The 24542-nt window shown below is 39.4% G+C and carries 22 protein-coding genes; 15 read left to right on the top strand and 7 right to left on the bottom strand.

Annotated elements, in window-relative coordinates:
• Nucleotides 1–608: 608 nt before the first annotated feature.
• Complete coding sequence (locus M9R32_RS14610) at nt 609–1823, top strand: MDR family MFS transporter (protein WP_269927482.1); 1215 nt, start codon at nt 609–611, stop codon at nt 1821–1823.
• A 51-nt stretch (nt 1824–1874) separates the two neighbouring features.
• Here the strand turns inward: M9R32_RS14610 and gyrA are convergent, their stop codons facing one another.
• From gyrA to dnaA, 6 genes are all read right to left on the bottom strand, one after another.
• Complete coding sequence (gene gyrA / locus M9R32_RS14605; protein WP_418936253.1) at nt 1875–4373, bottom strand: DNA gyrase subunit A; 2499 nt, start codon at nt 4371–4373, stop codon at nt 1875–1877.
• A gap of 78 nt (nt 4374–4451) precedes the next feature.
• On the bottom strand, nt 4452–6377 hold the full coding sequence (gene gyrB / locus M9R32_RS14600; protein ID WP_269927480.1) for a DNA topoisomerase (ATP-hydrolyzing) subunit B: 1926 nt from the start codon (nt 6375–6377) through the stop codon (nt 4452–4454).
• Nucleotides 6378–6672: 295 nt separating this feature from the next.
• Nucleotides 6673–7791 (bottom strand): DNA replication/repair protein RecF, encoded by a 1119-nt coding sequence (gene recF / locus M9R32_RS14595; RefSeq protein ID WP_269927479.1) that lies wholly within the window; start codon nt 7789–7791, stop codon nt 6673–6675.
• A gap of 1 nt (nt 7792) precedes the next feature.
• On the bottom strand, nt 7793–8020 hold the full coding sequence (yaaA, locus tag M9R32_RS14590; RefSeq protein WP_016428943.1) for a S4 domain-containing protein YaaA: 228 nt from the start codon (nt 8018–8020) through the stop codon (nt 7793–7795).
• Between the two features lie 108 nt (nt 8021–8128).
• Complete coding sequence (gene dnaN, locus M9R32_RS14585; protein WP_269927478.1) at nt 8129–9265, bottom strand: DNA polymerase III subunit beta; 1137 nt, start codon at nt 9263–9265, stop codon at nt 8129–8131.
• A 169-nt stretch (nt 9266–9434) separates the two neighbouring features.
• The gene (gene dnaA, locus M9R32_RS14580; protein WP_269927477.1) at nt 9435–10781 is read right to left on the bottom strand and encodes a chromosomal replication initiator protein DnaA; all 1347 of its coding nucleotides are present in this window, start codon (nt 10779–10781) and stop codon (nt 9435–9437) included.
• Nucleotides 10782–11299: 518 nt separating this feature from the next.
• Between dnaA and rpmH the strand changes: the two genes are divergently transcribed.
• From rpmH to M9R32_RS14525, 11 genes are all read left to right on the top strand, one after another.
• A complete protein-coding gene (gene rpmH, locus M9R32_RS14575; protein WP_016428940.1) occupies nt 11300–11434 on the top strand; it encodes a 50S ribosomal protein L34 in 135 nt (44 codons plus the stop codon).
• A gap of 75 nt (nt 11435–11509) precedes the next feature.
• Nucleotides 11510–11857: a ribonuclease P protein component gene (gene rnpA / locus M9R32_RS14570; protein WP_269927476.1), complete on the top strand. Its 348-nt coding sequence runs from the start codon at nt 11510–11512 to the stop codon at nt 11855–11857.
• Nucleotides 11858–11952: 95 nt separating this feature from the next.
• Entirely contained in the window at nt 11953–12708 is a 756-nt protein-coding gene (gene yidC, locus M9R32_RS14565; protein WP_272508372.1) for a membrane protein insertase YidC, read from the top strand.
• The gene (jag, locus tag M9R32_RS14560; protein WP_269927474.1) at nt 12705–13448 is read left to right on the top strand and encodes an RNA-binding cell elongation regulator Jag/EloR; all 744 of its coding nucleotides are present in this window, start codon (nt 12705–12707) and stop codon (nt 13446–13448) included. Before yidC ends, jag begins: the two co-directional genes overlap by 4 nt.
• 171 nt (nt 13449–13619) lie before the next feature.
• On the top strand, nt 13620–15005 hold the full coding sequence (gene mnmE, locus M9R32_RS14555; protein ID WP_269927473.1) for a tRNA uridine-5-carboxymethylaminomethyl(34) synthesis GTPase MnmE: 1386 nt from the start codon (nt 13620–13622) through the stop codon (nt 15003–15005).
• Between the two features lie 343 nt (nt 15006–15348).
• Entirely contained in the window at nt 15349–17238 is a 1890-nt protein-coding gene (mnmG, locus tag M9R32_RS14550) for a tRNA uridine-5-carboxymethylaminomethyl(34) synthesis enzyme MnmG (RefSeq protein ID WP_269927472.1), read from the top strand.
• 65 nt (nt 17239–17303) lie between these two features.
• The gene (rsmG, locus tag M9R32_RS14545; protein WP_269927471.1) at nt 17304–18017 is read left to right on the top strand and encodes a 16S rRNA (guanine(527)-N(7))-methyltransferase RsmG; all 714 of its coding nucleotides are present in this window, start codon (nt 17304–17306) and stop codon (nt 18015–18017) included.
• Nucleotides 18018–18109: 92 nt separating this feature from the next.
• Nucleotides 18110–18973 carry a nucleoid occlusion protein gene (gene noc / locus M9R32_RS14540; protein ID WP_269927470.1) on the top strand — a complete coding sequence of 288 codons (864 nt, stop codon included), beginning with the start codon at nt 18110–18112 and terminating at the stop codon, nt 18971–18973.
• Nucleotides 18974–19162: 189 nt separating this feature from the next.
• Nucleotides 19163–19924: a ParA family protein gene (locus M9R32_RS14535; protein ID WP_269927469.1), complete on the top strand. Its 762-nt coding sequence runs from the start codon at nt 19163–19165 to the stop codon at nt 19922–19924.
• On the top strand, nt 19917–20756 hold the full coding sequence (locus tag M9R32_RS14530) for a ParB/RepB/Spo0J family partition protein (protein WP_269927468.1): 840 nt from the start codon (nt 19917–19919) through the stop codon (nt 20754–20756). Before M9R32_RS14535 ends, M9R32_RS14530 begins: the two co-directional genes overlap by 8 nt.
• A gap of 72 nt (nt 20757–20828) precedes the next feature.
• Nucleotides 20829–21563 carry a DUF554 domain-containing protein gene (locus M9R32_RS14525; RefSeq protein WP_269927467.1) on the top strand — a complete coding sequence of 245 codons (735 nt, stop codon included), beginning with the start codon at nt 20829–20831 and terminating at the stop codon, nt 21561–21563.
• On the opposite strand, the gene yyaC is transcribed toward M9R32_RS14525, so the two are convergent.
• A complete protein-coding gene (gene yyaC, locus M9R32_RS14520) occupies nt 21486–22091 on the bottom strand; it encodes a spore protease YyaC (RefSeq protein ID WP_269927466.1) in 606 nt (201 codons plus the stop codon). The genes M9R32_RS14525 and yyaC overlap by 78 nt on opposite strands.
• A gap of 74 nt (nt 22092–22165) precedes the next feature.
• Here yyaC and M9R32_RS14515 point away from each other — a divergent pair, with 74 nt between their 5' ends.
• From M9R32_RS14515 to ychF, 3 genes are all read left to right on the top strand, one after another.
• Complete coding sequence (locus M9R32_RS14515; RefSeq protein ID WP_269927465.1) at nt 22166–23080, top strand: mechanosensitive ion channel family protein; 915 nt, start codon at nt 22166–22168, stop codon at nt 23078–23080.
• Nucleotides 23080–23289 (top strand): DUF951 domain-containing protein, encoded by a 210-nt coding sequence (locus M9R32_RS14510; RefSeq protein WP_269927464.1) that lies wholly within the window; start codon nt 23080–23082, stop codon nt 23287–23289. The genes M9R32_RS14515 and M9R32_RS14510 overlap by 1 nt, the downstream gene beginning before the upstream one ends.
• A gap of 126 nt (nt 23290–23415) precedes the next feature.
• Complete coding sequence (gene ychF, locus M9R32_RS14505) at nt 23416–24516, top strand: redox-regulated ATPase YchF (protein WP_269927463.1); 1101 nt, start codon at nt 23416–23418, stop codon at nt 24514–24516.
• Nucleotides 24517–24542 lie beyond the last annotated feature (26 nt).

Here is a 24542-nt window from a genome sequence, read left to right as displayed (position 1 = left end):
TTAGGCACGCCGCCAGCGTTCGTCCTGAGCCAGGATCAAACTCTCCATAATAGGTGAGTCGATTAGCTCGACTTTGTTGCTGGCGTCAAATTAATGACGTTTATAATGAACGTTTAAGTTCAAGTTTCGCTTCCCACACCGAAGTGTGTTCCGCTTTATTGTTGACGTTTTGCTGTTCAGTTTTCAAGGTTCATTTCGTTGGTCACTCTCGCGACAGCAACTTTTATATCTTAGCAAATCCGGTTTGTCATGTCAACAAAAAGTTTTGCTTTTTCATTTTTGTTTGCCGCTTGTTTTGGCGACTCACTTATAATAACAATTCCCAACATAAGTGTCAACAGTATTTCAGACATTTATTCAATTACTTTCGAGGTTTTTTCTTTAGTAATGAAATGGAAAACTGTATCCACTACATACGGTATGAATTTCCTCTTAACTGATCATTGTCATCTATATATTGAAACTAAAAAACCATTTCATTTCTAAGTTTCATAAGCATTTTTTTACCGCCCTAGTCATTACTTATTCCGAAGACCTTTTATTCATTTTTCGAACTATCCAGACTACTTGCAGAAGTTTAGTATGAAAGATAGAAAGAAGGGTTACGTATGAGAGAGAAGTTCACATTTCATCCTGTGGTTTGGACATTATTAATTGGAACTGTTTTTGCAAGAGGGGCCAGTTTTATGGCTCTGCCTTTCCTGGCCTTATATTTATCTAACACACATGGAATTCATCCTGTTTGGATTGGTCTTACGATTGGACTGTCTCCGTTAACTGGAACCATAGGAGGATTCATTGGTGGTTACTTTTCGGATCGATTTGGACGGAAAAAGGTAATGCTATGGACGATACTTGTGTGGGGACTGGTTTATTTCGGGTTTTCTCAAGCTTCACACATCGGGGTATTTATGGCACTGAATGCCTTGAACGGTCTTTGTCGTTCATTCTTTGAACCATCTTCCCAGGCGATGATGGCAGATTTAACTGCTCCTCAAAAAAGAAAGCGTGTATTTTCACTACGATACACGGCTATCAATATTGGTGCATCACTCGGACCGCTACTTGGCGTTTATATTGCGCAGTTTTCAACTTCCTTGCCTTTTTTATTGACGGGTTTGATGTACCTTCTATATGGAGGAACTCTATTCATCATGTTAAATCGCTATTCAATTTCACTTGTAACTCCTGTTCATCAATTGCCACTACTGGACACGTTGATGGTGACATGGAAAGACAAAACCTTGCTCGTATTTATTATTGGAGGAATCTTGATAAATGTCGGCTATTCGCAAATTGATTCGAACTTACCTCAGTACATACAACAATCGTTTTCTGAAGGTGTTGCTCTTTTTGCAAGGTTGGTTGCTCTTAATGCGATACTCGTCATCATTTTGCAAGTTCCTTTAAGTTTGATTTCTGAGAAATGGCCAGTTCTTCGTGTAATGATTTTCGGGAGTATTTTCTTTGCGGTTGGGTTTGCAAGCTTTGGATTTGCTACCTCAGCAATTGGCATGATGATTGCTATGGCGATTGTCACTATCGGGGAAATTTTCATTTTCCCATCCACCAGCGTCTTTATTGATCAAATTGCTCCCGAAGATCGAAAAGGAACTTACTTTGGGGCGGGTCAGTTTCGATCAATTGGAAATTTTACCGGACCTGTACTTGGGGGATGGTTGCTTCAGGACTTCGGAGGGGATTTCTTATTTGCTGTAATCTCAGGCATTATTTTGTGCAGCATATTCTTCTACTACTTAGGGAACTTGCACATACTAGAAAAGCAAAAACGCAACTCTATATTGAAAACAGTGGAGCAATAGATAAAAACGAAAAAAGGACTCAGGCGCTAATGTGCCTGAGTCCTTCTTCTATTATTCTTCAGATGAATCTGATTCGGTCGGTAAGTCTTCACTTGCTTCTGTAGTTGATACTTCTCCATCAACTACTGTAGTTGTGCTTTCTTCACCGTCTTCATTAAATTCCTCTTCATCTTCAGCTTTTTCTACTTTTGCGACCGTTGCCACAAGTTCATCATCGCCTAAACGAATTAAACGAACTCCTTGCGTGCTGCGACCAGTGATCGAAATACTATTAACGTCCATACGAATTAACATTCCATTAATCGTAATGAGCATCAAATCTTCTGAACCGTCTACCGCTTTAACAGCTGATAACGGACCAGTTTTATCAGTGATTTGGCTTGTCTTAATTCCAACTCCACCACGAGACTGTAAACGATACTCTTCTTCTGGCGTACGTTTCCCGTAACCATTTTCAGTTACGACCAATACTTCCTGACCTGGCTCCAGGATTTCCATGCCGACGACATGATCGTCTTCACGTAAACGAATTCCTCGAACTCCGGAAGCTGTACGTCCCATTGAACGGATATCTGTTTCTTCAAAGCGCACAAGCATTCCTTTGCGCGTTCCGATGATGATGTGTTTTTTCCCATCTGTCAATCGAACGGAAATCAACTCATCGTCGTCTCTTAAAGAGATTGAGATAAGACCATTCGCACGAATATTAGCAAACCCGCTGACTGGTGTACGTTTTGTTACACCCAGACGAGTTGTGAAGATGAAATAGGCATCGTCTTCAAATGAAGCCATTTGAATCATTGCCGTAACTTTCTCTTCTTTATCGACACCTAACAGATTGACGATTGGCAATCCTTTAGCTGTACGACCATACTCAGGAATTTCGTATCCTTTCGCACGGTATACCTTACCTGTGTTTGTAAAGAACAGGATGGTATCGTGTGTTGAAGTATAAAGAAGATGTTCAACGAAATCATTTTCATTCGTGCCCATTCCCTGTACGCCTCGTCCACCACGTTTTTGACTGCGGTACGTATTGACTGGTAGACGTTTAATGTATCCATTGTGAGTCAATGTCAGAACAGAGTTCTCACGTGGAATCAAATCTTCGTCTTCCATCATTTCAGCGCCACCGGCAGTAATTTCCGTACGTCGCTTATCGCTGAAACGTTCTTTAATTTCATTTAATTCTTCACGGATGATTTGAATAACTTTCAATTCATCGGCTAAAATCGCACGAAGTTCAGCAATCAGCTTTTGAAGTTCCTGGTATTCTTCTTCAATTTTGTCGCGTTCCAAACCAGTTAAACGTTGAAGACGCATATCAAGAATTGCTTGTGCTTGTCGTTCAGACAAGTTGAATTGAGCAATTAACCCTTGTTTTGCTTCTTCTCCCGTTTGTGAACTACGAATCAATGCAATAATTTCATCAATATGATCTAAAGCGATACGAAGACCTTCTAAAATGTGAGCACGATCTTCCGCTTTTGTCAGTTCAAACTGTGTACGTCGTTTAATAACGACTTTTTGGTGCTCCAAGTAATGATATAAAATCTCTTTCAGGCCTAGTACTTTTGGCTGTCCGTCGACAAGCGCCAACATATTCACACCAAAACTTGATTGAAGAGCAGTTTGTTTATATAAATTGTTTAATAGAACATTGGCATTGGCGTCTTTACGGACTTCAATGACGATACGCATTCCATTACGGTCAGACTCATCACGAAGATCCGTGATGCCATCAATTTTCTTATCACGCACAAGTTCCGCGATTTTTTCAATCAGGCGGGCCTTGTTCACTTGGAAAGGAAGTTCATGAACTAAAATGACTTCTTTGCCATTTGATTTTTGTTCAATTTCAACTTTACCGCGGATAATAACTGATCCACGCCCTGTTTCGTAAGCACGTCGAATCCCGCTTCGTCCTAAAATAATACCACCAGTAGGGAAATCAGGACCTGGAATGATTTCCATAAGCTCTTCAGTAGTAATCGCTTCATTTTCAGCAAGTGCCAACACTGCTTCAATGGTTTCACCCAAATGATGTGGCGGAATATTCGTTGCCATACCAACAGCAATCCCGGAAGTACCGTTTACTAATAAGTTTGGGTAACGACTTGGAAGTACGATTGGTTCTTTTTCTTGGCCATCATAGTTGTCTTTGAAATCAATTGTGTTTTTATTGATATCACGCAGTAATTCCATCGCGATTTTCGACATACGAGACTCGGTATAACGCATTGCTGCCGCGGCATCTCCATCAACTGATCCAAAGTTTCCGTGACCATCTACTAACATATAACGATAACTCCAGTGTTGCGCCATTCGAACCATGGTGTCGTAAACAGCCGTATCACCATGTGGATGGTACTTACCTATTACGTCTCCAACAATACGAGCAGATTTTTTGTACGGTTTTTCTGCCGTATTCCCTAAATCTTGCATCGCATATAAAATTCGTCGGTGAACAGGTTTTAAACCGTCCCGAACATCTGGAAGAGCTCGTTGAACAATAACACTCATTGCATAGTCAAGGAATGACGTTTTCATCTCGGTACTGATATTAATTCCTTTAACTCCATCATTTGCTATATTCGTCACGCAGGCGACCTCCCTTCACTTGGGGTATTAAATATCCAAGTTTTTCACATAAATTGCATTTTCTTCGATGAATTGACGACGAGGTTCTACTTCATCCCCCATTAAACGTTCAAATGTTTCATCTGCATCTATCGCATCTTCCAAGTTAACCTGTAACAATGTGCGAACTGCTGGATCCATTGTTGTATCCCATAATTGAGTCGCATCCATCTCTCCAAGACCTTTGTATCGTTGAATGACTGGTTTTGGTTGTTTTGGCAAACGCTCAAGGATTTCAGCCAGTTGCTTATCTGAATAACAATACTCCACACTCTTCCCTTGTTTGATCTGGAATAATGGAGGCTGTGCAATATATACATATCCCGCTTCAATCAACGGACGCATGAAACGGAATAAGAAAGTTAATAATAAAGTTCGGATATGGGCACCATCTACATCGGCATCGGTCATGATGACAATTTTATGATAACGTGCTTTTTCCAAAGCAAACTCTTCACCGATTCCGGTTCCAAGAGCTGTAATAATCGCTCGAATTTCTGTATTGGATAAGATTTTATCCAAACGTGCTTTTTCCACGTTTAAAATTTTCCCTTTTAACGGCAAAATCGCTTGGAAATGACGATCACGACCTGATTTTGCTGAACCGCCGGCAGAGTCACCCTCTACTACATACAATTCACTATCAGCAGGAATACGAGAAGAACAATCCGCTAATTTACCAGGTAAGCTTGATACTTCCAAAGCAGACTTACGGCGTGTAAATTCACGCGCTTTTTTCGCTGCAACACGTGCACGGGCTGCCATCAACCCTTTTTCGATGACTTTACGGGCAACAGATGGATTTTCCAGCATAAAACGTTCAAACGCTTCGGAGAACAATGAATTCGTGATCGTACTGACTTCAGAGTTTCCTAATTTCGTTTTCGTTTGTCCTTCAAATTGTGGATCCGGATGTTTGACAGACACAATAGCAGTCAATCCTTCACGTACATCATCACCTGTTAAATTCGTATCGGCATCTTTCAACATGTTGTTTTTGCGACCGTAATCATTAATTACACGCGTCAACGCCATTTTAAAGCCGGATTCATGTGTACCGCCTTCATACGTGTTGATATTGTTCGCGAATGAGAAAATATTAGACGAGTAACCACTGTTATATTGCATAGCGATTTCAATTGAAATTCCGTCTTTCTCACCTTCGATATAAATCGGTTCGTCATGAATCGGCTCTTTTGATTTATTCAAGTGCTCAACGTAAGACTTAATACCACCTTCGTAGTAGTAAGTATTCGTGCGCACTTCTTCTTCACGCTCATCCGAAATGACTATTTTCAAACCGCGGTTCAAGTAAGCTAGCTCACGTAAACGATTCGCTAAAATATCATATTCGTAGACTGTTGTTTCCGTAAAAATCTCTGGATCCGCTTTAAAACGGACTGTCGAACCAGTTTTGTCGGTTTCACCAACAACTGCTAATTCTTTTGTTACAGCACCACGTTCAAATTTGATGTAATGAAGTTTTTCATCACGATGAACATATACTTCCGTTACTTCCGAAAGGGCGTTAACGACCGAGGCACCAACACCATGCAGACCACCAGAAACTTTGTATCCGCCACCGCCAAATTTACCGCCGGCATGCAATACAGTCATAATGACTTCAACAGCTGGGCGTCCCATTTTCTCATGATTGCTGACAGGAATTCCGCGACCGTTATCATCTACTTTAATCCAATTGTCTTTCTCGATTGTGATGGCAATTTCATCACAGTGACCAGCCAATGCTTCGTCAATTGCGTTATCTACGATTTCCCATACAAGATGGTGAAGTCCTTTTGAACTCGTCGAACCAATGTACATTCCTGGACGTTTACGTACCGCTTCTAAACCTTCTAATACTTGTATCTGATCAGCATCATAAGATTGCAGTTCTTTTTCTTCCATCGCCATTTAGCTCACCTGCTCTTTCCTACTGTCTTGTCGCTATTGTTCATAAGGGGACCTGCCCCTGGGAATTGAATAAATTTTTTTACGATGTTCTGCGGACTAAGAGGTGATGCATACGTTAAAAAAGGAGTGACGATTAAAGACTTTACACGTGGTATTTCTACCAAGCATCGTGTACGTGGATTTTGCAACCACGAGTCCCGCTCCGTCTCATCCTTTATCTCGCGAAAATCTAATATCGAGAGGATTTCGCTGTACATGACGACAATGTCCTTGCCGATAACCACATACAAAATACTCACGCTCCTCCATCAACATGTCCTTGCTTCACATTAAATATTGCAGCTTGCGTAATCGTTTCATGATCGATGCCATCCACACTTGTTGTGGTAACAAAGGTTTGAACTTCGCCTTGGATGGTATTTAATAAGTGAGATTGTCTGTAGTCATCCAGTTCGGATAAAACATCATCGAGTAATAATACCGGTGATTCCCCGACTTCCTGTTTGATTAATTCAATCTCTGCAAGTTTCAGCGACAGTGCCGTTGTACGTTGCTGTCCCTGAGAACCATACGTTTGCACGTCGTAGCCATTGACGAAAAACTGCAAATCATCCCGATGTGGACCGGTCAAAGTTACACCTCTCGCCAACTCTTGCGCTCTGCCTGCTTGCAATTTTTGCTGAAGGAAATCAGCCATTTGTTCAAATGTTGCATTTTGGTCAAGGCCACTGACAGGGTTATAGCGAACTTCCAATTTTTCTAGACCACGAGAAATACCGAAATGAATCGGTTCTGCCCATTTTTGAAGAAGCTCCATAAATTGAAATCTTTTACGGATAACGCTGACAGCTGCTTGAATATATTGATCCGTGTAAACATCAAACATTACATCGTTTACAGATGATTTGCCTTGATGCATTTTCAGTAAATGATTTCGCTGTTTTAATAACTTTTGAAACGTCAGTAAATCGTGTAAATAAACAGGCGATATTTGCCCAATTTCCATATCCAAAAAACGTCTTCTTACTTGAGGACTGCCTTTTACAAGATGCAAATCTTCTGGTGCAAACATCACCACATTTAGTTGACCGATATAATCACTTAAACGATTTTGTTCCAAATGGTTCACTTTCGCTTTTTTGCCTTTTTTGGATAAAGTCAATTCAAGAGGTAAGCGACCATATTTTTTATAAACATCACCTTTTATTTTACCATATTCTTCAGCCCAACGTATCAATTCTTTATCATTGGACGTACGGTGAGATTTTGCCATCGAAAGCACATAAATGGATTCCATGATGTTGGTTTTTCCTTGTGCATTTTCTCCGATCAGAACATTGATGGTTTTTGAAAAATTTAACGATAACGATTCATAGTTTCGATAGTTCGTTAATTCCAGACTTTCTATGTGCATATTATTGCCCGCTCAATGGATCCACAATGCGAAGTTCGCCTACTCCAGGGATGTTCACTAAATCTCCGTGACGAAGTTTACGACCACGTCTTTGATCTACTTCCCCATTTATCAATACTTCATTTTCCGATAAAAACCATTTGGCCATTCCACCAGAGCTTATTACGTCTGTCATTTTCAGTACTTGCCCAAGGGTTACATATTCCGTTCCAATTTCAAGTTCTTTCAAGTTAATTACATCCTTCGTTTTTTAGTCTATCCCTTCATTTTACTTCATTTTCTTTAATAAGTAAAAAAGGATAGCCCAATTAAGGGCTACCCTTGAAATAATTAATTTTTAATATGTGCGAACAGGTAAAATTAGTTGCAAAATCGCGTCATCATGAACGGATTTTAAGATGAACGGGCGCATCGCTCCTGTGAATTGAACCATTACATCTTGTCCATCTACAGCCTTCAATGCATCCATCATATATTTCGCACTGAATGAGATTTTAAGTTCTTCCCCTTCAATCGACGTTGCTTGAATTTCTTCTTCTACTTTCCCTACTTCAGGTGAACTGGATGAAATTTCAACAACATTGCCTTCCAAAGAACTGAATCGGACAATATTATTGCGTTCTTCCCGTGCCAATAATGATGCACGATCGATTGCTTGAAGTAATGCTTTTCCGTTCACTGTTACTGTTGTTTTGTATTCATTTGGAATTAAACGTGATGTATCCGGATAATTTCCTTCAAGTAAACGTGAATAGAATAAAACATCAGAAGTTTTAAATAACACTTGTTGTTGTGTCATGACGATATGAACTGGTTCAGAAGAGTCTCCAATGATTTTGCTTAATTCATTTAAGCTCTTTCCTGGAATAACTACGCTATATTCTCCTTCAGGCAGCTGCTCCAAAGTCGTTTTACGGCGAGCTAGACGGTGACTGTCTGTTGCTACACAAACAAGCTCTCCATTTTTCACTTCCCAATGAACACCTGTTAATACAGGACGACTTTCAGAAGTTGATACAGCGAATACAGTTTCGCGAACAATTGATTTCAATAAGTCAGCTGGAATGACAAACTGACGATCATCTTGAATTTCTGGGAGTAATGGATATTCAGAAGCATCCAGTCCAATTAAATGGAATTCTGATTTACCTGAACGAATATGCGTTTGATATTGTTCATTCACTTCAATTTCCACATCACTTGTTGGTAACTTACGAACGATTTCGTTAAACATACGAGCTTGAACAACAATTGTTCCTTCTTCAATTACACGAATCACTTGCTCGCCATTTTCTTCAGCTTTAATAAAAGTTTGAATCGTAATATCCGAATCACTACCAGTTAAGTGCAATCCTTGTTCTGTAACTTCTAATTTAATCCCCGTCAAAATAGGAATCGTAGTTTTAGAACTTACTGCTTTCATAACATCATTTAACCCATCTAATAACCGTTCACGCATGATTTCAAATTTCATGATAAATACCTCGCTTATATATTTATTAATGTTTTAAAAGAATAATAGATATAGTAATAGGGCCTGTGGATTTGTTGATAAGTCCATTTTACCGAATAAAATCAGTCTATCCACATGTAGATAGACTGTGTATAAACTAGGCGGTCGAATGTGGGGTTATCCACAACTGTTAAGACTTGCCTAATAGACTCTTAATTTGTTTGAGGTCCTGTTGAAGGGCCTGATCTTCTTTTAATAGAGTAGAAATTTTCTCATGAGCATGGATAACCGTTGTATGATCCCGGCCTCCAAATTCCTCTCCAATCTTAGGTAAAGAGAAACTCGTTAACTCACGAGATAGATACATGGCAATTTGTCTTGGAAAAGCGATAGATTTCGTCCGTTTCTTCGCTGTAAAATCCTCTAAACGTATATGGAAGTGCTCTCCCACCGTTTTTTGAATATCCAAAATCGTAATTTTACGAGGCTTTGAATTCGGCATAATATCCTTCAATGCTTCAGCTGCTAAATCCGAATTCATATCCTTATTAACTAATGAAGAATAAGCAACCACACGGATCAAAGCACCTTCAAGTTCACGAATATTTGAATCGATTTGATTGGCGATGTACATCATGACTTCATTTGGAATGTCCAAGCCGTCCGCTTTCGCTTTTTTACGTAAGATGGCAATGCGTGTCTCTAGGTCTGGCGGCGTTATGTCCGTAATTAAGCCCCATTCAAAACGGGAACGAAGACGATCTTCCAATGTTGGAATTTCTTTCGGCGGTCTGTCACTCGAAATGACAATTTGTTTAGACTCCTCATGCAACGTATTAAATGTGTGGAAAAATTCTTCCTGAGTTTGTTCTTTCCCGGCCAAAAATTGAATATCGTCTATTAATAGTACATCCACGCTACGATACTTGTTACGGAAATCTACCGTTTTATTATCACGAATAGAATTAATGAATTCATTTGTGAATTTTTCGGAAGATAAATAAACCACTTTTGCATTCGGGTTATGTTCCTGTACATAATGCCCAATTGCATGCATTAAATGGGTTTTTCCAAGTCCTACTCCCCCATAGATAAACAGTGGATTATAGGCTTTTGCTGGTGCTTCGGCTACCGCAAGTGAAGCAGCATGTGCAAATCGGTTACCAGAACCGATGACAAATGTATCAAATGTATATTTTGAATTTAACATACCAGGTGAAAACTCTGGCTGTTCATCATCTTTCATTGGAATGATCGGTTTTGGAGGCGAAAAATCTTCCATACTTTGATCTTTAGGTACAACAAATTTGATGGACAGGCCTTCCCCCGTCAATTCGGTTAAAATACCGGCAATCAAATGTACATAATGTGTATCAAGCCAATCTCGTGCAAATGAGTTTGGAGCGGCAATCGTCACTGTATCACCTTGATAGGTCAACATTTTTGTAGATTTGAGCCATGTTTCAAAGCTAGGTTTCGAGATTTTTTGCTCCACTTGAGCAAGAACGCTCGACCATAGTTCTTCTAAATGTTCCAACAACGTACCTCCTTCTTCAAAAATATTTTTTATCGACAATCTTACACATAATATGTATAGTCATGCACAAAACCACAAGTTGTGGATAAAGGTTAATCAGAGCCTTGGGATAAGCTATCCACAGATTATCAACAGTTGTGGATAACAACGAATAGTGATTTTTGGTTTTGAAGAGTAAAACACAAACATCGTATCAAAATTAACTAGAAATTACAAGCGTTCTCGACGGTTATCCACAAAATGCATATTCATGCACACCGGTGTTGTCCACAGTAGGTGAGTTTGTGAAAAAGGTGTAGATAAGTGTTGTGGATAGAAAAAATACCCCGTTTTTGTTATCCACAACGCCATGTGCGGAAAACTACATATATGTGGACAACTAGAATGCAGGGATTGATCTACTGGAAGTGAAGGATATTTCGAATAGCTATTGACAATTAGGGCTTAAACTATATATAATATCGGAGACTGTCTATGAGCAATAAATCGACTTTCAATTTTCAGGAGGTGTCATATAGATGAAACGCACATACCAACCAAATAAACGTAAACACAGCAAAGTTCACGGATTCCGTTCTCGCATGAGTTCTAAAAACGGCCGTCGCGTATTAGCAGCACGTCGTCGTAAAGGAAGAAAAGTATTATCAGCTTAAGCCCACTGATCCGCATCAGTGGTCTTTTTTTTCTTTACCTATTAGAAATGAATGATCAGGTGGAGAAGGTGAAGCATGAATAAACGTCAACGAGTAAAGAAAAATGCAGAATTTCAAAAAATCTTTAAACGCGGGAAATCCTTTGCGAATCGCCAGTTTGTCTTATATTTCTTACCGAAAGAAGGACAAGAGGAGTTTCGCATCGGCCTATCCGTGAGTAAAAAAGTCGGAAATGCAGTCGTCCGCAACCAAATTAAACGCTATATCAGACAATCTTTCTTGGAACTGAAAGATGAAGTCAACCCGAACATGGATTATGTCATTATCGCCAGAAATCAGGCGGCCAGTTTAGATTTTCATGAAACAAAGAAAAGTTTGCAGCACGTTTTGAAAATCGCTAAAATGATTCAAAAGATCAAGTAAAAAAGACAAGAAGTTTTTCGTGTATTTATATATAGAAGAAATGGAATGTCGTTTTAGGGGGAAGAAGGGTGAACAAACGCTTACTTATTATCCTCATGCTTGTTTCTGTGACGCTACTTCTTAGTGGATGTACAGAATATAATCAACCGATTTATGAGGACAGTAATGGTTTTTGGAACGAATTTATTGTTTGGCCTCTTGTTTCATTTATTACATTGTTCAAGGAATTACTCGGAACTTACGGATTAGGGATTGTCATGGTGACAATTATCATTCGTTTGGCCATTCTTCCTTTAATGATTAAGCAAACGAAGAGTGCAAAGAAAATGCAAGATGTTCAACCCGAACTAGCTAAACTCAAGCAAAAATACAGTTCAAAAGATGCGGCTACACAACAGAAGTACCAACAAGAAATGATGTCGTTGTTTAAAGATAAAGGTGTGAATCCAGCTGCAGGTTGTTTACCAGTAGTTATTCAAATGCCAATTTTAATTGGATTCTATCATGCGATTAGTCGTATGAATTCGACGCCGGAAATTAACTTAGGTAGCTTCCTTTGGTTCCCACTTGCTGAACCGAGTATTATTCTTGCAGTGCTCGCGGGTATCATGCAATTCCTGGTACTACGTACTGGTCCAGCAATGGACAATCCTCAAATGAAAATCATGATGTATTTCATGCCCGTTATGATTATCGGGTTCGGTATTTTCTTACCATCGGCATTAACATTGTACTGGGTAATCGGAAATATCATTTCATTGATTCAAAACATGGTGATTTACAAACCATGGGAGAAACACACAGTTCAAAACACAGTTCAACCTGCTAAAACTGGAGGGGCTAAAAAGTGAATCAGATTACGCAAACGGGTACGACAACTGAAGAAGCGATATCTGCAGCATTAGCTAAACTTGAGACAACTAGAGATCAAGTCACCATCAACGTTTTAACTGAAGGTAAAAAAGGATTTTTGGGCTTCGGCTCTAAACTGGCAGAAGTGCAAGTTACACTTAACGAAGCACCACCCGTTGTGCAGGAGGCTGAAACTGTTTCGGTTGAGACGGTAGAAACACCGACTGAAGAAACAATCGAGCCTTTACAAGAAAAAGTCGTTTTGAAGAATGTTGAGTCTACTCTAGATGAGGCAGTCGCAGAAACGAAAGCTTATATAACACTTATTGCAAAAGAAATGAAAATTGATGATTTAACGATTCATACGGAGCAGAATGGTAAGTACGTTACGCTTCGACTAGAAAGTAAAAAAGCAGCTGTACTTATTGGAAAGCGCGGTCAAACATTAAACGCCTTGCAACAATTATCTCAATTAGTTGCAAACAAATATGCTAACCAATTTTTGATGATTCAGCTTGATGTAGAAAACTACCGCGAGCGCCGTCAAGAATCCTTGGAACAATTAGCTGAACGCATGGCGGATAAAGCAATCCGAACTGGAAAAAAAGTAGAGTTTGAACCAATGCCTTCTTATGAAAGAAAAGTGATACACAACGCATTATCCAGACGGTTGGATATTGAAACGGTATCAATAGGAACAGATCCTAATCGTTATCTCGTAATTGAACCATTGAAGTAATGGACAGCGGACCTTGACGTCACTTGACGAAAAGGTCCGTTTTCTTGTTGTCGAAATGACGTTTGCGACTTTCGATTTTAGTGATTTTATGCTATTGTTGTATGTTAGAGAATCATGACCGTTTTTCAGTTATCCACATGTGGATAATTTACAGACAGGAGGTGGACGATTATGGAATTCGATACGATTACTGCGATATCCACACCCATGGGTGAAGGAGCAATTGCGATTGTGCGATTAAGTGGATCAGAAGCAATTTCCATAGCTGATCAAATTTTTCGTTCGCCAGGAAATAAAAATTTAAGCAGCCAAGTATCACACACGATCCATTATGGACATTTAATAGAGCCTGAATCAGGTGAGGTAGTAGAAGAAGTCATGCTGTCTTTAATGAAAGGTCCAAAAACCTTTACGAGAGAAGACGTCGTGGAAATCAATTGTCACGGGGGAATCATCACAGTCAATCGCGTGTTGCAGTTAGTGTTAAGACACGGTGCCCGATTAGCAGAGCCGGGAGAATTCACGAAACGAGCATTCTTGAATGGCCGTATCGACTTATCTCAGGCAGAAGCTGTAATGGATTTGATCCGTGCCAAGACAGATCGTGCCATGAATGTGGCACTTGGACAAATGGATGGAAAATTATCGCGACTTATTGCCAGCTTGCGACAAGCGTTGTTGGAAACATTGGCACAGGTAGAAGTGAATATCGACTATCCAGAATATGATGATGTTGAAGAAATGACCTTGCCCATGATTATTGAAAAGTCGTCTTGGGTTAAACAAGAAATTGAAGGGTTATTACGTACTTCATCCCAAGGGAAGATATTAAGAGAAGGCTTATCTACAGTCATTATTGGTCGACCAAATGTAGGGAAGTCATCTTTATTAAATAGCTTAGTCCAGGAAAATAAAGCGATTGTGACTGATGTAGCGGGAACGACACGCGATATCATTGAAGAGTATGTAAATGTCAGAGGAGTACCGTTAAAACTGGTCGATACAGCAGGAATTCGGGAAACTGAAGACATTGTGGAACGTATCGGGGTAGAACGCTCCAGACAAGTGCTTAAACAAGCCGATTTAATTCTTTTGGTACTCAACCATTCGGACGAGCTAACACCTGAAGATGTACGCTTATTTGAAGCAATTGAAGGTATGGACTTTATTGTAGTCATCAATAAGACCGATTTAGAGAAAAAAATCGATAGTCAACACGTGGAAGAACTTGCAGGAAACCGTAAAATCGTGACCACTTCCTTATTGCAGGAAGAAGGCGTCGATCAGCTGGAAGAAGCAATTGCATCGTTGTTCTTTGAAGGGTCACTTGAAAGTGGAGATTTGACGTATGTGTCGAATGCGCGTCATATTGCTTTGTTGCACCAAGCAAAACAAACGATTGAAGATGCAATAGATGCAGCACATGCTGCCGTACCAATCGATATGATTCAAATCGACGTTACACGAACGTGGGAAATTTTAGGTGAAATTACTGGAGATACAGTAGAGGAAAGCTTAATTGACCAACTGTTCTCCCAGTTCTGTTTAGGGAAATAATAGGACAGAAGGCTAAATACGCGACATCGTGTCGCAACGCCTTCATGACCCACATCCTGTGGGCCCAAGCGGAAAGCGCCAATCTGGCTCGACACCGGCGCTGGAAGAAAGGTCTCCTTTGCGACGAGTAACCGCAGGAGTCAGCCGATGCGAAAGCCTGCTTTCGCCTGAGGGTCTGAAGCTTAGGTGCGAGCTGGCGCTTGCAGCTAGACATAAAAAGAGCGGACCGAAGGCTAAATACGCGACATCGTGTCGCAACGGAAATCCACAGTCTAATTAAATTGAGCAATTAATAAACCAACTTATAAATAATAAATAGGAAAAACGAAAGGAATGAACGAACATGCAGAAATTTGAAGCGGGCTCGTTCGATGTGATTGTAATCGGAGCAGGCCATGCCGGTTCTGAAGCAGCTTTAGCAGCAGCGGGAATGGGTGCAAAAACACTCGTTTTAACAATCAATTTAGATATGATTGCATTTATGCCGTGTAATCCATCTATCGGAGGCCCAGCTAAAGGAATTGTTGTCCGGGAAATTGACGCCCTTGGAGGCGCAATGGGGAAAGTCATCGACAAAACGCACATTCAAATGAGAATGTTGAATACAGGTAAAGGTCCAGCTGTACGTGCGTTACGTGCACAAGCGGATAAAGTGTTATACCAAGCAGAAATGAAACGTTTAATGGAAGAACAAGAGAACTTGTCCATCCATCAAGCAATGGTTGAGGAATTAATTATTGAAGATAACGAAATAAAAGGGGTCATTACTCAAGTAGGGGCAATATACCGTGCAAAAACAGTAATTGTTACTACCGGGACATTCTTACGTGGTGAAATCATTATCGGCGATTTGAAATATTCAAGTGGACCAAACAATCAACAACCTTCATTAAAACTTGCTGACAATCTTCGAGAGATTGGTTTTGATTTAGTTCGTTTTAAAACAGGAACGCCGCCACGCGTTAATAGTAAAACAATCGATTACAGTAAAACGGAGATTCAACCAGGCGACGATGTACCGCGTGCATTCAGTTACGAAACAACTGAATACATCATGGATCAAATGCCATGTTGGTTAACGTATACGAATGAACGTACTCATCAAATAATTGATGAAAATTTACATCTGTCACCAATGTATTCAGGGATGATCAAAGGAACAGGCCCGCGTTATTGCCCTTCCATTGAAGACAAAGTGGTTCGTTTCAACGACAAACCGCGTCATCAAATTTTCTTAGAGCCTGAAGGCCGCAATACACGTGAAGTATATGTACAAGGACTTTCTACAAGTTTGCCTGAACACGTACAACGTAAATTGCTTGAAAGTATTCCAGGCTTGGAAAAAGCTGAAATGATGCGTGCAGGCTACGCAATCGAGTACGACGCAATGGTACCTACTCAATTATGGCCAACTTTGGAAACAAAAAAAATCCGTAATCTCTATACAGCTGGTCAAATTAACGGAACATCTGGTTATGAAGAAGCGGCTGGCCAAGGGTTAATGGCTGGTATGAATGCAGCAGCTCGTGCTTTAAATAAAGAAGAAATCATTTTAAGCCGTTCAGATGCATATATCGGTGTGCTCATTGATGATTTAGTGACGAAAGGAACGAATGAACCTTATCGTTTACTAACTTCAAGAGCAGAATATCGATTATTGTTACGTCATGACAATGCAGACTTACGACTGACTAAAATCGGATTTGATGCAGGGTTGATTTCGGAAGAACGTTACGAGCGTTTTGAAGCTAAAAAGAAATTGATTGAAGAGGAAATCGTCCGCTTAAGAAAAACAATCATTAAGCCGAATGAAGAAACACAAGAAATTATTCGTTCTAAAGGCGGTACTGAATTAAAAGATGGAATTAAAGGTCAAGACTTACTGAAGCGCCCTGAAATGACGTATGATGATATTGCAAAACTTTCTCCTACGCCACTCGACTTAACAGATGAAATGAAGGATCAAATTGAAATTCAAATTAAGTACGAAGGTTATATCGAAAAAGCACTTCAACAAGTAGAGAAATTAAAGAAAATGGAAGACAAAAAAATTCCAGATTTAATTGACTACGATGCGATTTCTGGTATAGCTACTGAAGCGAAGCAAAAGATGAAAGAAGTTAGACCTTTATCAATTGCACAAGCATCAAGAATTTCCGGTGTAAATCCTGCTGACATTTCTATCCTACTGGTGTATATTGAACAAGGTAGAATAGCGAAAATATCCGGATAAGTATAATAGTGGCTATTCGCTAAATTTAGCATATAGCCACTATTCATATACGGAAGGGGTCCAATATGAATCAACAACAATTTGTTGAAGCCTTAAAAGAAAAAGGGATTAATTTAACCCCAGAACAACTTCAACAATTCCATAAATATTACGAATTGCTGGTTGAGTGGAATGAAAAAATGAACTTAACGGCAATTACCGATCAACCATCCGTTTACTTAAAACATTTTTATGATTCAATTAGCATGGCTTTTTATGTAGATTTTTCAAAAGGCCAATCAATTTGCGATGTCGGTGCAGGAGCGGGATTCCCAAGTATTCCTTTGAAAATTTGTTTCCCTCAAATGCAAGTAACCATCGTAGACTCATTGAACAAACGAATTCAGTTTTTAACACACTTAAGTGAACAATTGGGTCTATCCAATGTTCAATTTGTACATGCCAGAGCAGAAGAATTTGGACAAAATCCAGCTTACCGAGAACAGTACGATATTGTCACAGCTAGAGCGGTAGCGAGATTATCTGTGTTGTCGGAACTTTGTATTCCATTAGTAAAAGTTGGAGGTCAGTTTGTAGCAATGAAAGCTGCAGCTGCTCAAGACGAACTAAACGATGCAAAAAAAGCATTAACAATTTTGGGTGCTGAAAAAATTCAAGAATATTCTTTCACACTTCCTGTTGAAAATAGTGAAAGATCGTTATTTGTTTTTAATAAAGTGAAGAGCACCCCTAAAAAATATCCGAGAAAACCTGGAGTTCCAAATAAGACTCCATTGTAATGTTGTGTTTCACGTGGAACATTAATAAAGGATTGAAGAGATTTATCTCGAATTAATACAAGTAGTGAGTTTCTTAAAGGTGGTGCCTGGGGATGAAAAGTCCTTTTTCACGTTTTTTTGGGAGTGGCGAAAAAGAGATAGCGGCTACAAAGCAAACAGTTGAACAATATGAAGAAGTAATGAAAATCCCTTTGCAATCGATTGTTCCGAATCGTTTTCAACCGAGGACTGTTTTTGATGAGTCTAAAATTGAAGAATTGGCTCGTACCATTCATACACACGGGGTTATTCAACCAATCGTAGTTCGTAAAATGGAAGATGGGCGATATGAGATTATTGCTGGAGAACGCCGTTTCCGAGCAATGACGAAACTGGAGTGGGAAGAAGTTCCTGCTATCGTTCGTAATTTAAGTGATAAAGAAACAGCATCTATTGCTTTAATTGAAAATTTACAACGCGAAGAACTAACTGCTATTGAAGAAGCATTGGCTTATCAAAAGTTGTTAGAACTTCATGAACTTACGCAAGAAGCTTTGGCTCAACGTTTAGGCAAAGGTCAATCAACTGTTGCCAACAAATTAAGACTGCTGAAACTTCCTCAAGTAATTCAGGATGGAATTTTGAAACGTGAAATCTCAGAGCGTCATGCCCGTGCGCTCATGCCCATTAAAGAAGAAGAGCAGCAAATTGCACTTTTCCAAGAAGTAGTGGAGCAACAATATAATGTGAAGCAACTTGAAAAGAAAGTGGAAGAACTGTTAAATCCACCAGTAGTTGAAGGTAAAAAAGAAAAACCTAAAAGAAAAACGGTTAGTCGTGATGTAAGAATTGCGCTGAATACACTCAGACAGTCATTTGCGATGGTTGCGAAAACGGGGATTAAGATGGAAACGGAAGAAGAAGAATTAGAAGATTTCTACCAAATTACTGTGAAAATCCCGAAAAAGAAATCTTGATATTGCGAAATCGTGAACTCTTGCTCTGAAAGTAGCAAGAGTTTTTTTGTTTGTAATCAGAATATAATCCTTTTTTAATCAATTATTTGATAGAATGAAAAGAAAAGCGGAAAGTGCCACAAGTATGAATCTTTCCAGTATTAAATGTTGATAGCAAAAATAGACAACTAGAGGGAAGCAGGTGCAAGCGTGGGTAGAATCATAGCGATCGCCAATCAAAAAGGCGGCGTGGGTAAAACGACAACATCTGTAAGTTTAAGCGCATGCCTTGCGTACTTAGGGAAAAAAGTATTGTTGATGGATACAGATCCCCAAGGAAATGCTACAAGTGGAGTTGGCGTTAATAAAGGTGACGTACACCAATGTATTTACGATGTTTTAATAGATGATATAGATGTAAAAAAAGTTATTTTGGAAACTAAAGTGGAGAATTTACATGTAGTTCCTGCGACGATTTCGTTAGCAGGTGCTGAAATTGAACTGGTTTCTACTATCTCACGTGAAGTGCGATTGAAACGTGCACTTCAAGATGTAAAAGAAGAATATGATTATATCATCATAGATTGTCCACCTTCACTGGGTTTGCTGACAATCAATGCATTGACGGCTTCCGATGCCATTCTAATTCCTGTGCAATGTGAGTATTACGCATTGGAAGGTTTGAGCCAATTATTGAGTACCATCCGCTTAGTACAAAAACATTTGAATAATCAACTCGTCATTGACGGTGTGTTATTAACGATGTTTGATGCACGGACGAACTTAGGAATTCAAGTAATTGAAGAAGTGAAAAAATACTTCCAAGATAAAGTGTATAAAACAATTATTCCTCGTAATGTCCGTCTAAGCGAGGCGCCAAGTCATGGGGAACCAATTATTATTTACGATCCGAAATCTCGTGGTGCAGAAGTATATCTAGATTTGGCGAAGGAAGTGATTCGTAATGTCTAAAGGCTTAGGTAAAGGAATTAATGCATTGTTCCCTGGAGAATCTATCAATCAAATGGAAAGTGTTGAAAAGATTCCTGTAAAAGAAATTAAAGTTAACCCATATCAACCCCGCAAAATCTTTGATGAAACCGCATTGAGTGAGTTAACTGAATCGATTAAAGAACACGGCGTTCTTCAACCGATTATTCTTAGAAGAAGAGGTAAGTCATTTGAAATCGTCGTAGGTGAACGTCGTTTTCGTGCTTCAAAAGCTGCAGGCTTGAAGGAGATTCCTGCAGTCATTCGCGAATTTACGGATCAACAAATGATGGAAATTGCGATACTTGAAAACTTGCAACGTGAAGATTTAACGCCGATTGAAGAAGCCGATGCTTACCAAAATCTTATGGAAAACTTAAGTTTAACGCAAGAACAATTAGCTTTTCGCTTAGGTAAGAGTCGACCTCATATTGCCAATCATATTCGTTTACTATCTTTACCTGAAATTGTACGAGAGCTAATTTCAGCTAATAAACTTTCGATGGGACATGGACGAGCATTACTTGGCTTGAAGCGTAAAAAGCTTATTCCTTCAATTGCTGAAAAAGTAATGAAAGAAAACTTGAACGTTCGACAACTTGAATCACTTGTCCAACGTATGAATGAAGATGTTTCACGTGAAACATCAAAAGTACCGAACAAAGATATTTTTATTAAAGAAAAAGAATCACAACTGCGTGAATATTTCGGCACTACTGTTTCCATTAAGAAATCGAAAAACAAAGGGAAAATTGAAATCGAATTTTTCTCTGAAGATGATCTGGAACGTATTTTAGAATTATTAGAAGACTAACCTGCCTATTCCCTTAAAGGAGTTACCTTTGAGGGGATAGGTTCTATTTTTAGCTGAAATGAGGCGTTACGTATGGTGTTATTAGGGACATTGATTAACGCGCTTCTCATCATTGTTGGGACAATCATCGGAAGATTGTTGAAAAACATCCCGGAAAACATGAAGCAAACAGTGATGTATGCTATTGGGCTTGCTGTAACTGTTATCGGACTTCAAATGGGTTTTGAAAGCGGACAATTTTTAATCGTTATTATTAGTTTAGTTGTAGGTGCAGTCATTGGAGAGTGGATTGATTTAGATCATCAACTCAATCAATTTGGCCATTGGTTGGAATCAAAAGTGGGTCAGAATAAAAAAGGTGAAAATATTAGTATTGCGCAAGGTTTTGTGTCCTCTACCTTAATATTTGTTATTGGATCGATGGCGGTCATTGGTTCATTGGATAGTGGTCTGAGAAATGATCATGATTTATTGATTGTAAAAGGATTAATAGATGGATTTACCTCTATAATATTGGCTACCACTTTAGGGATAGGCGTTTTATTATCAGCCGTTCCTGTTATTTTATATCAAGGGACGATTGCACTCTTCGCCACTCAAATTAGCCGTGTAATCCCACAAGATGCACTTGCATTATATATTCAGGAAATGACGGCAACCGGTGGAGTCATGATTGTGGCCATTGGATTAAATATGATTGGTTTGACCAAAATAAGAGTAGCCAATTTTCTACCAGGCATTCTCGTGGTAGCGATCGTCGTGGCTATTGCGTACCATTTTCATTTGGTACCTCTGCCAAGCAAGTAGAAGGGCACGAGACAAAACTTTGCCCATATCATATGGCAATTGTAATCTCGTGTTTTGCAAGACAGTATACTCTTGAAAGCCACCAACATTTACAATGCCTTTAATGGAAAGGTCGCCAATAGGCGGCAATTCCTTTTTTACTGCTTTGCCGGGAAAAAGAGGACCTTTTTCGATGACTATATGTCCGATTTTCTCGACTTTCCCTAAGCAAGCGTCTATGGCGACTACATACGGAGATAATGTTCTTGCTTGAAGTGACTCGACGGTTTGTTGTAAATTCAAAGCGTGCAAAGGTTGCTGCAAGGTGCCAATTACTTCATACGGAAATGTGGGATGATCGCGAAGCCAAGTGCCAATTAGTGGTCCAAGGGCGTCTCCAGTCGACCGGTCGGTTCCTATGCAGCAAAATGTGAGATTGGGTTTTTCAAATGGAATTAGTTGGAGAAAAAGCGAGCTTAAGCGCCAAGCTACGCCTGAATCTTGATAAGAAAAATCTTCTGAATGTAAATGAGACGAATATGCAAACATAGGTTAGCTCACTCTCTTTTTTCGTAGTATACGTATTAGAAATGGGCTTTATTCAAAAAGGTGGTAGATATCGATTGGACATTAACAAAACGATTGAAAGTGTCAAAGAATTGCTTTTAGATGAGAAAATCTGGATTGCTGCTGGCGTGATTACGCTTAAAGTTATATTCATAATGTTCCTAGCAGGAATTGTTGTAAAAGTTTTTAAAGTGGTCATTCGTAAAGTGTTTGAAGTCCGGATGAAAGCACCATTGCGCTACTCGGAACGCAGACAGAATACCTTGCTAAAATTGCTCGAAAATGTAATTGCATATGTTGTGTATTTTGCTGCGATACTGGCAGTCTTGTCTGCATTGACTATTAATGTAACTGGATTGCTTGCTGGGGCAGGGGTACTCGGGTTGGCCATTGGGTTTGGTGCCCAAAACTTGGTTCGTGATGTCATCACAGGATTCTTCATTATTTTTGAAGATCAATTCTCGGTCGGTGATTATGTGCGGATCGGTGCATCCGAAGGTTCTGTCCAGGAGATTGGTTTGCGAACAACGAAGTTAAAAGGATTGAACGGGGAGATTCACATTTTCCCTAACGGTACGATTGTGGAAGTCGTAAATTACTCATTAAATAATTCAATTGCAATCGTTGACGTAAGCGTTGCGTACGAAGCAGATATTCCAAAAGCAGAAGAGCTTATTCGTGAATTTTTATCTGAGCTTCCTGAAAAATATGAGCAATTGGTCAAAGTACCTGAATTGTTAGGTGTTCAAAATCTGGCAGCTTCTGAAGTGGTCATGCGTATTTCGGCTGAAACAAAACCGATGCAACATTTCGCTGTTGGTCGAATCATTCGTCGTGACCTGAAAATATTTATGGACGAACATGGAATCGAAATTCCATATCCGAAAATGGTCATGTACCAAAAGAAAACAGGATCAGTAGATGCTGGTACCGGAGATCCTGTGAAGTCTGAAGATAAGGGGAAAGTCTGATGAATACAAAGTCATTTGAGCTGGGTGATATTGTTGAAATGAAAAAACAGCATCCTTGCGGGACCAATGAATGGAAGGTTATTCGCATGGGTGCAGACGTCCGGATAAAATGTGAAGGTTGCCAACACAGTGTGATGATTCCAAGAAGAGAATTCGCAAAAAAAATGAAAAAAGTGATTAAAGCTGCTGAGCCTTCCACAGAGGAATAGACTTTTGATTGACATAAATTTATAATAGATTAGTTAAATGAAAAATATTAGCTTTAATCAAGCGTTGAAAATGATGATACACACTTGAATATAGAACTTGTAAGTTATGAAAGGTTGGGAACATAAATGGCGTTAACAGCAGGAATCGTAGGCTTACCGAATGTCGGTAAATCCACTTTATTTAATGCAATTACAAAAGCAGGCGCAGAGGCTGCAAACTATCCATTCTGTACAATTGATCCAAACGTCGGAATTGTAGAAGTACCGGATGAACGTCTTGATAAATTAACGGAACTTGTTGTTCCAAAGAAAACGGTTCCTACAGCTTTTGAATTCACTGATATTGCAGGTATTGTTAAAGGTGCCAGTAAAGGTGAAGGACTTGGAAATAAGTTCTTGGCTCACATTCGTGAAGTAGATGCAATTTGCCAAGTGGTAAGATGTTTTGCAGATGAGAACGTAACACATGTAGCTGGTAAAGTAGATCCGATTTCAGATATCGAAGTAATCAACCTAGAGTTAATTTTGGCTGACTTGGAAAGCGTTGAAAAACGTTTGCAACGTGTAGGCAAAATGGCGAAACAAAAAGACAAAGATGCAATGGTTGAAGAACCAGTATTGGTCAAACTTCGTGATGCTTTTGAAGATGAAAAACCAGCACGTTCTGTTGAATTTACAGAAGAAGAATTACGCGTAGTTAAAGGTCTTCATTTATTAACAATCAAGCCTATGCTTTATGTGGCGAACGTTGCAGAAGACGAAATTGCCAATGCTGATGAAAATGAATACGTTCAAAAAGTTCGTGAATTCGCTAAAGTAGATAACGCACAAGTGATTGTTGTATGTGCCAAAATTGAAGAAGAAATGGCAGAACTTGATGAGGAAGAGAAAGCAATGTTCCTTGACGAGTTAGGCATCAAAGAATCAGGGCTAGATCAACTTGTAAAAGCTGCTTATCAATTATTGGGACTAGCAACATACTTTACAGCAGGTGTACAGGAAGTTCGTGCTTGGACATTCCGTAAAGGTATGAAAGCTCCTCAATGTGCTGGTGTTATCCATACAGACTTCGAACGTGGTTTCATTCGCGCCGAGACAGTTTCTTATGATGACTTGGTAGCAAACGGTTCAATGGCCTCTGCAAAAGAAGCTGGTAAAGTGCGTTTGGAAGGTAAAGAATATATCGTACAAGACGGCGATGTAATGTTATTCCGTTTCAACGTATAAAACAATCTTGGGTTAGTCGACTTGTC

Source organism: Paenisporosarcina quisquiliarum (assembly GCF_027563315.1).
Taxonomy (GTDB): Bacteria; Bacillota; Bacilli; order Bacillales_A; family Planococcaceae; genus Paenisporosarcina; species Paenisporosarcina quisquiliarum.
Note: the sequence above shows the minus strand (reverse complement) of the source record. Positions and strands in the feature narration are given on the sequence as shown.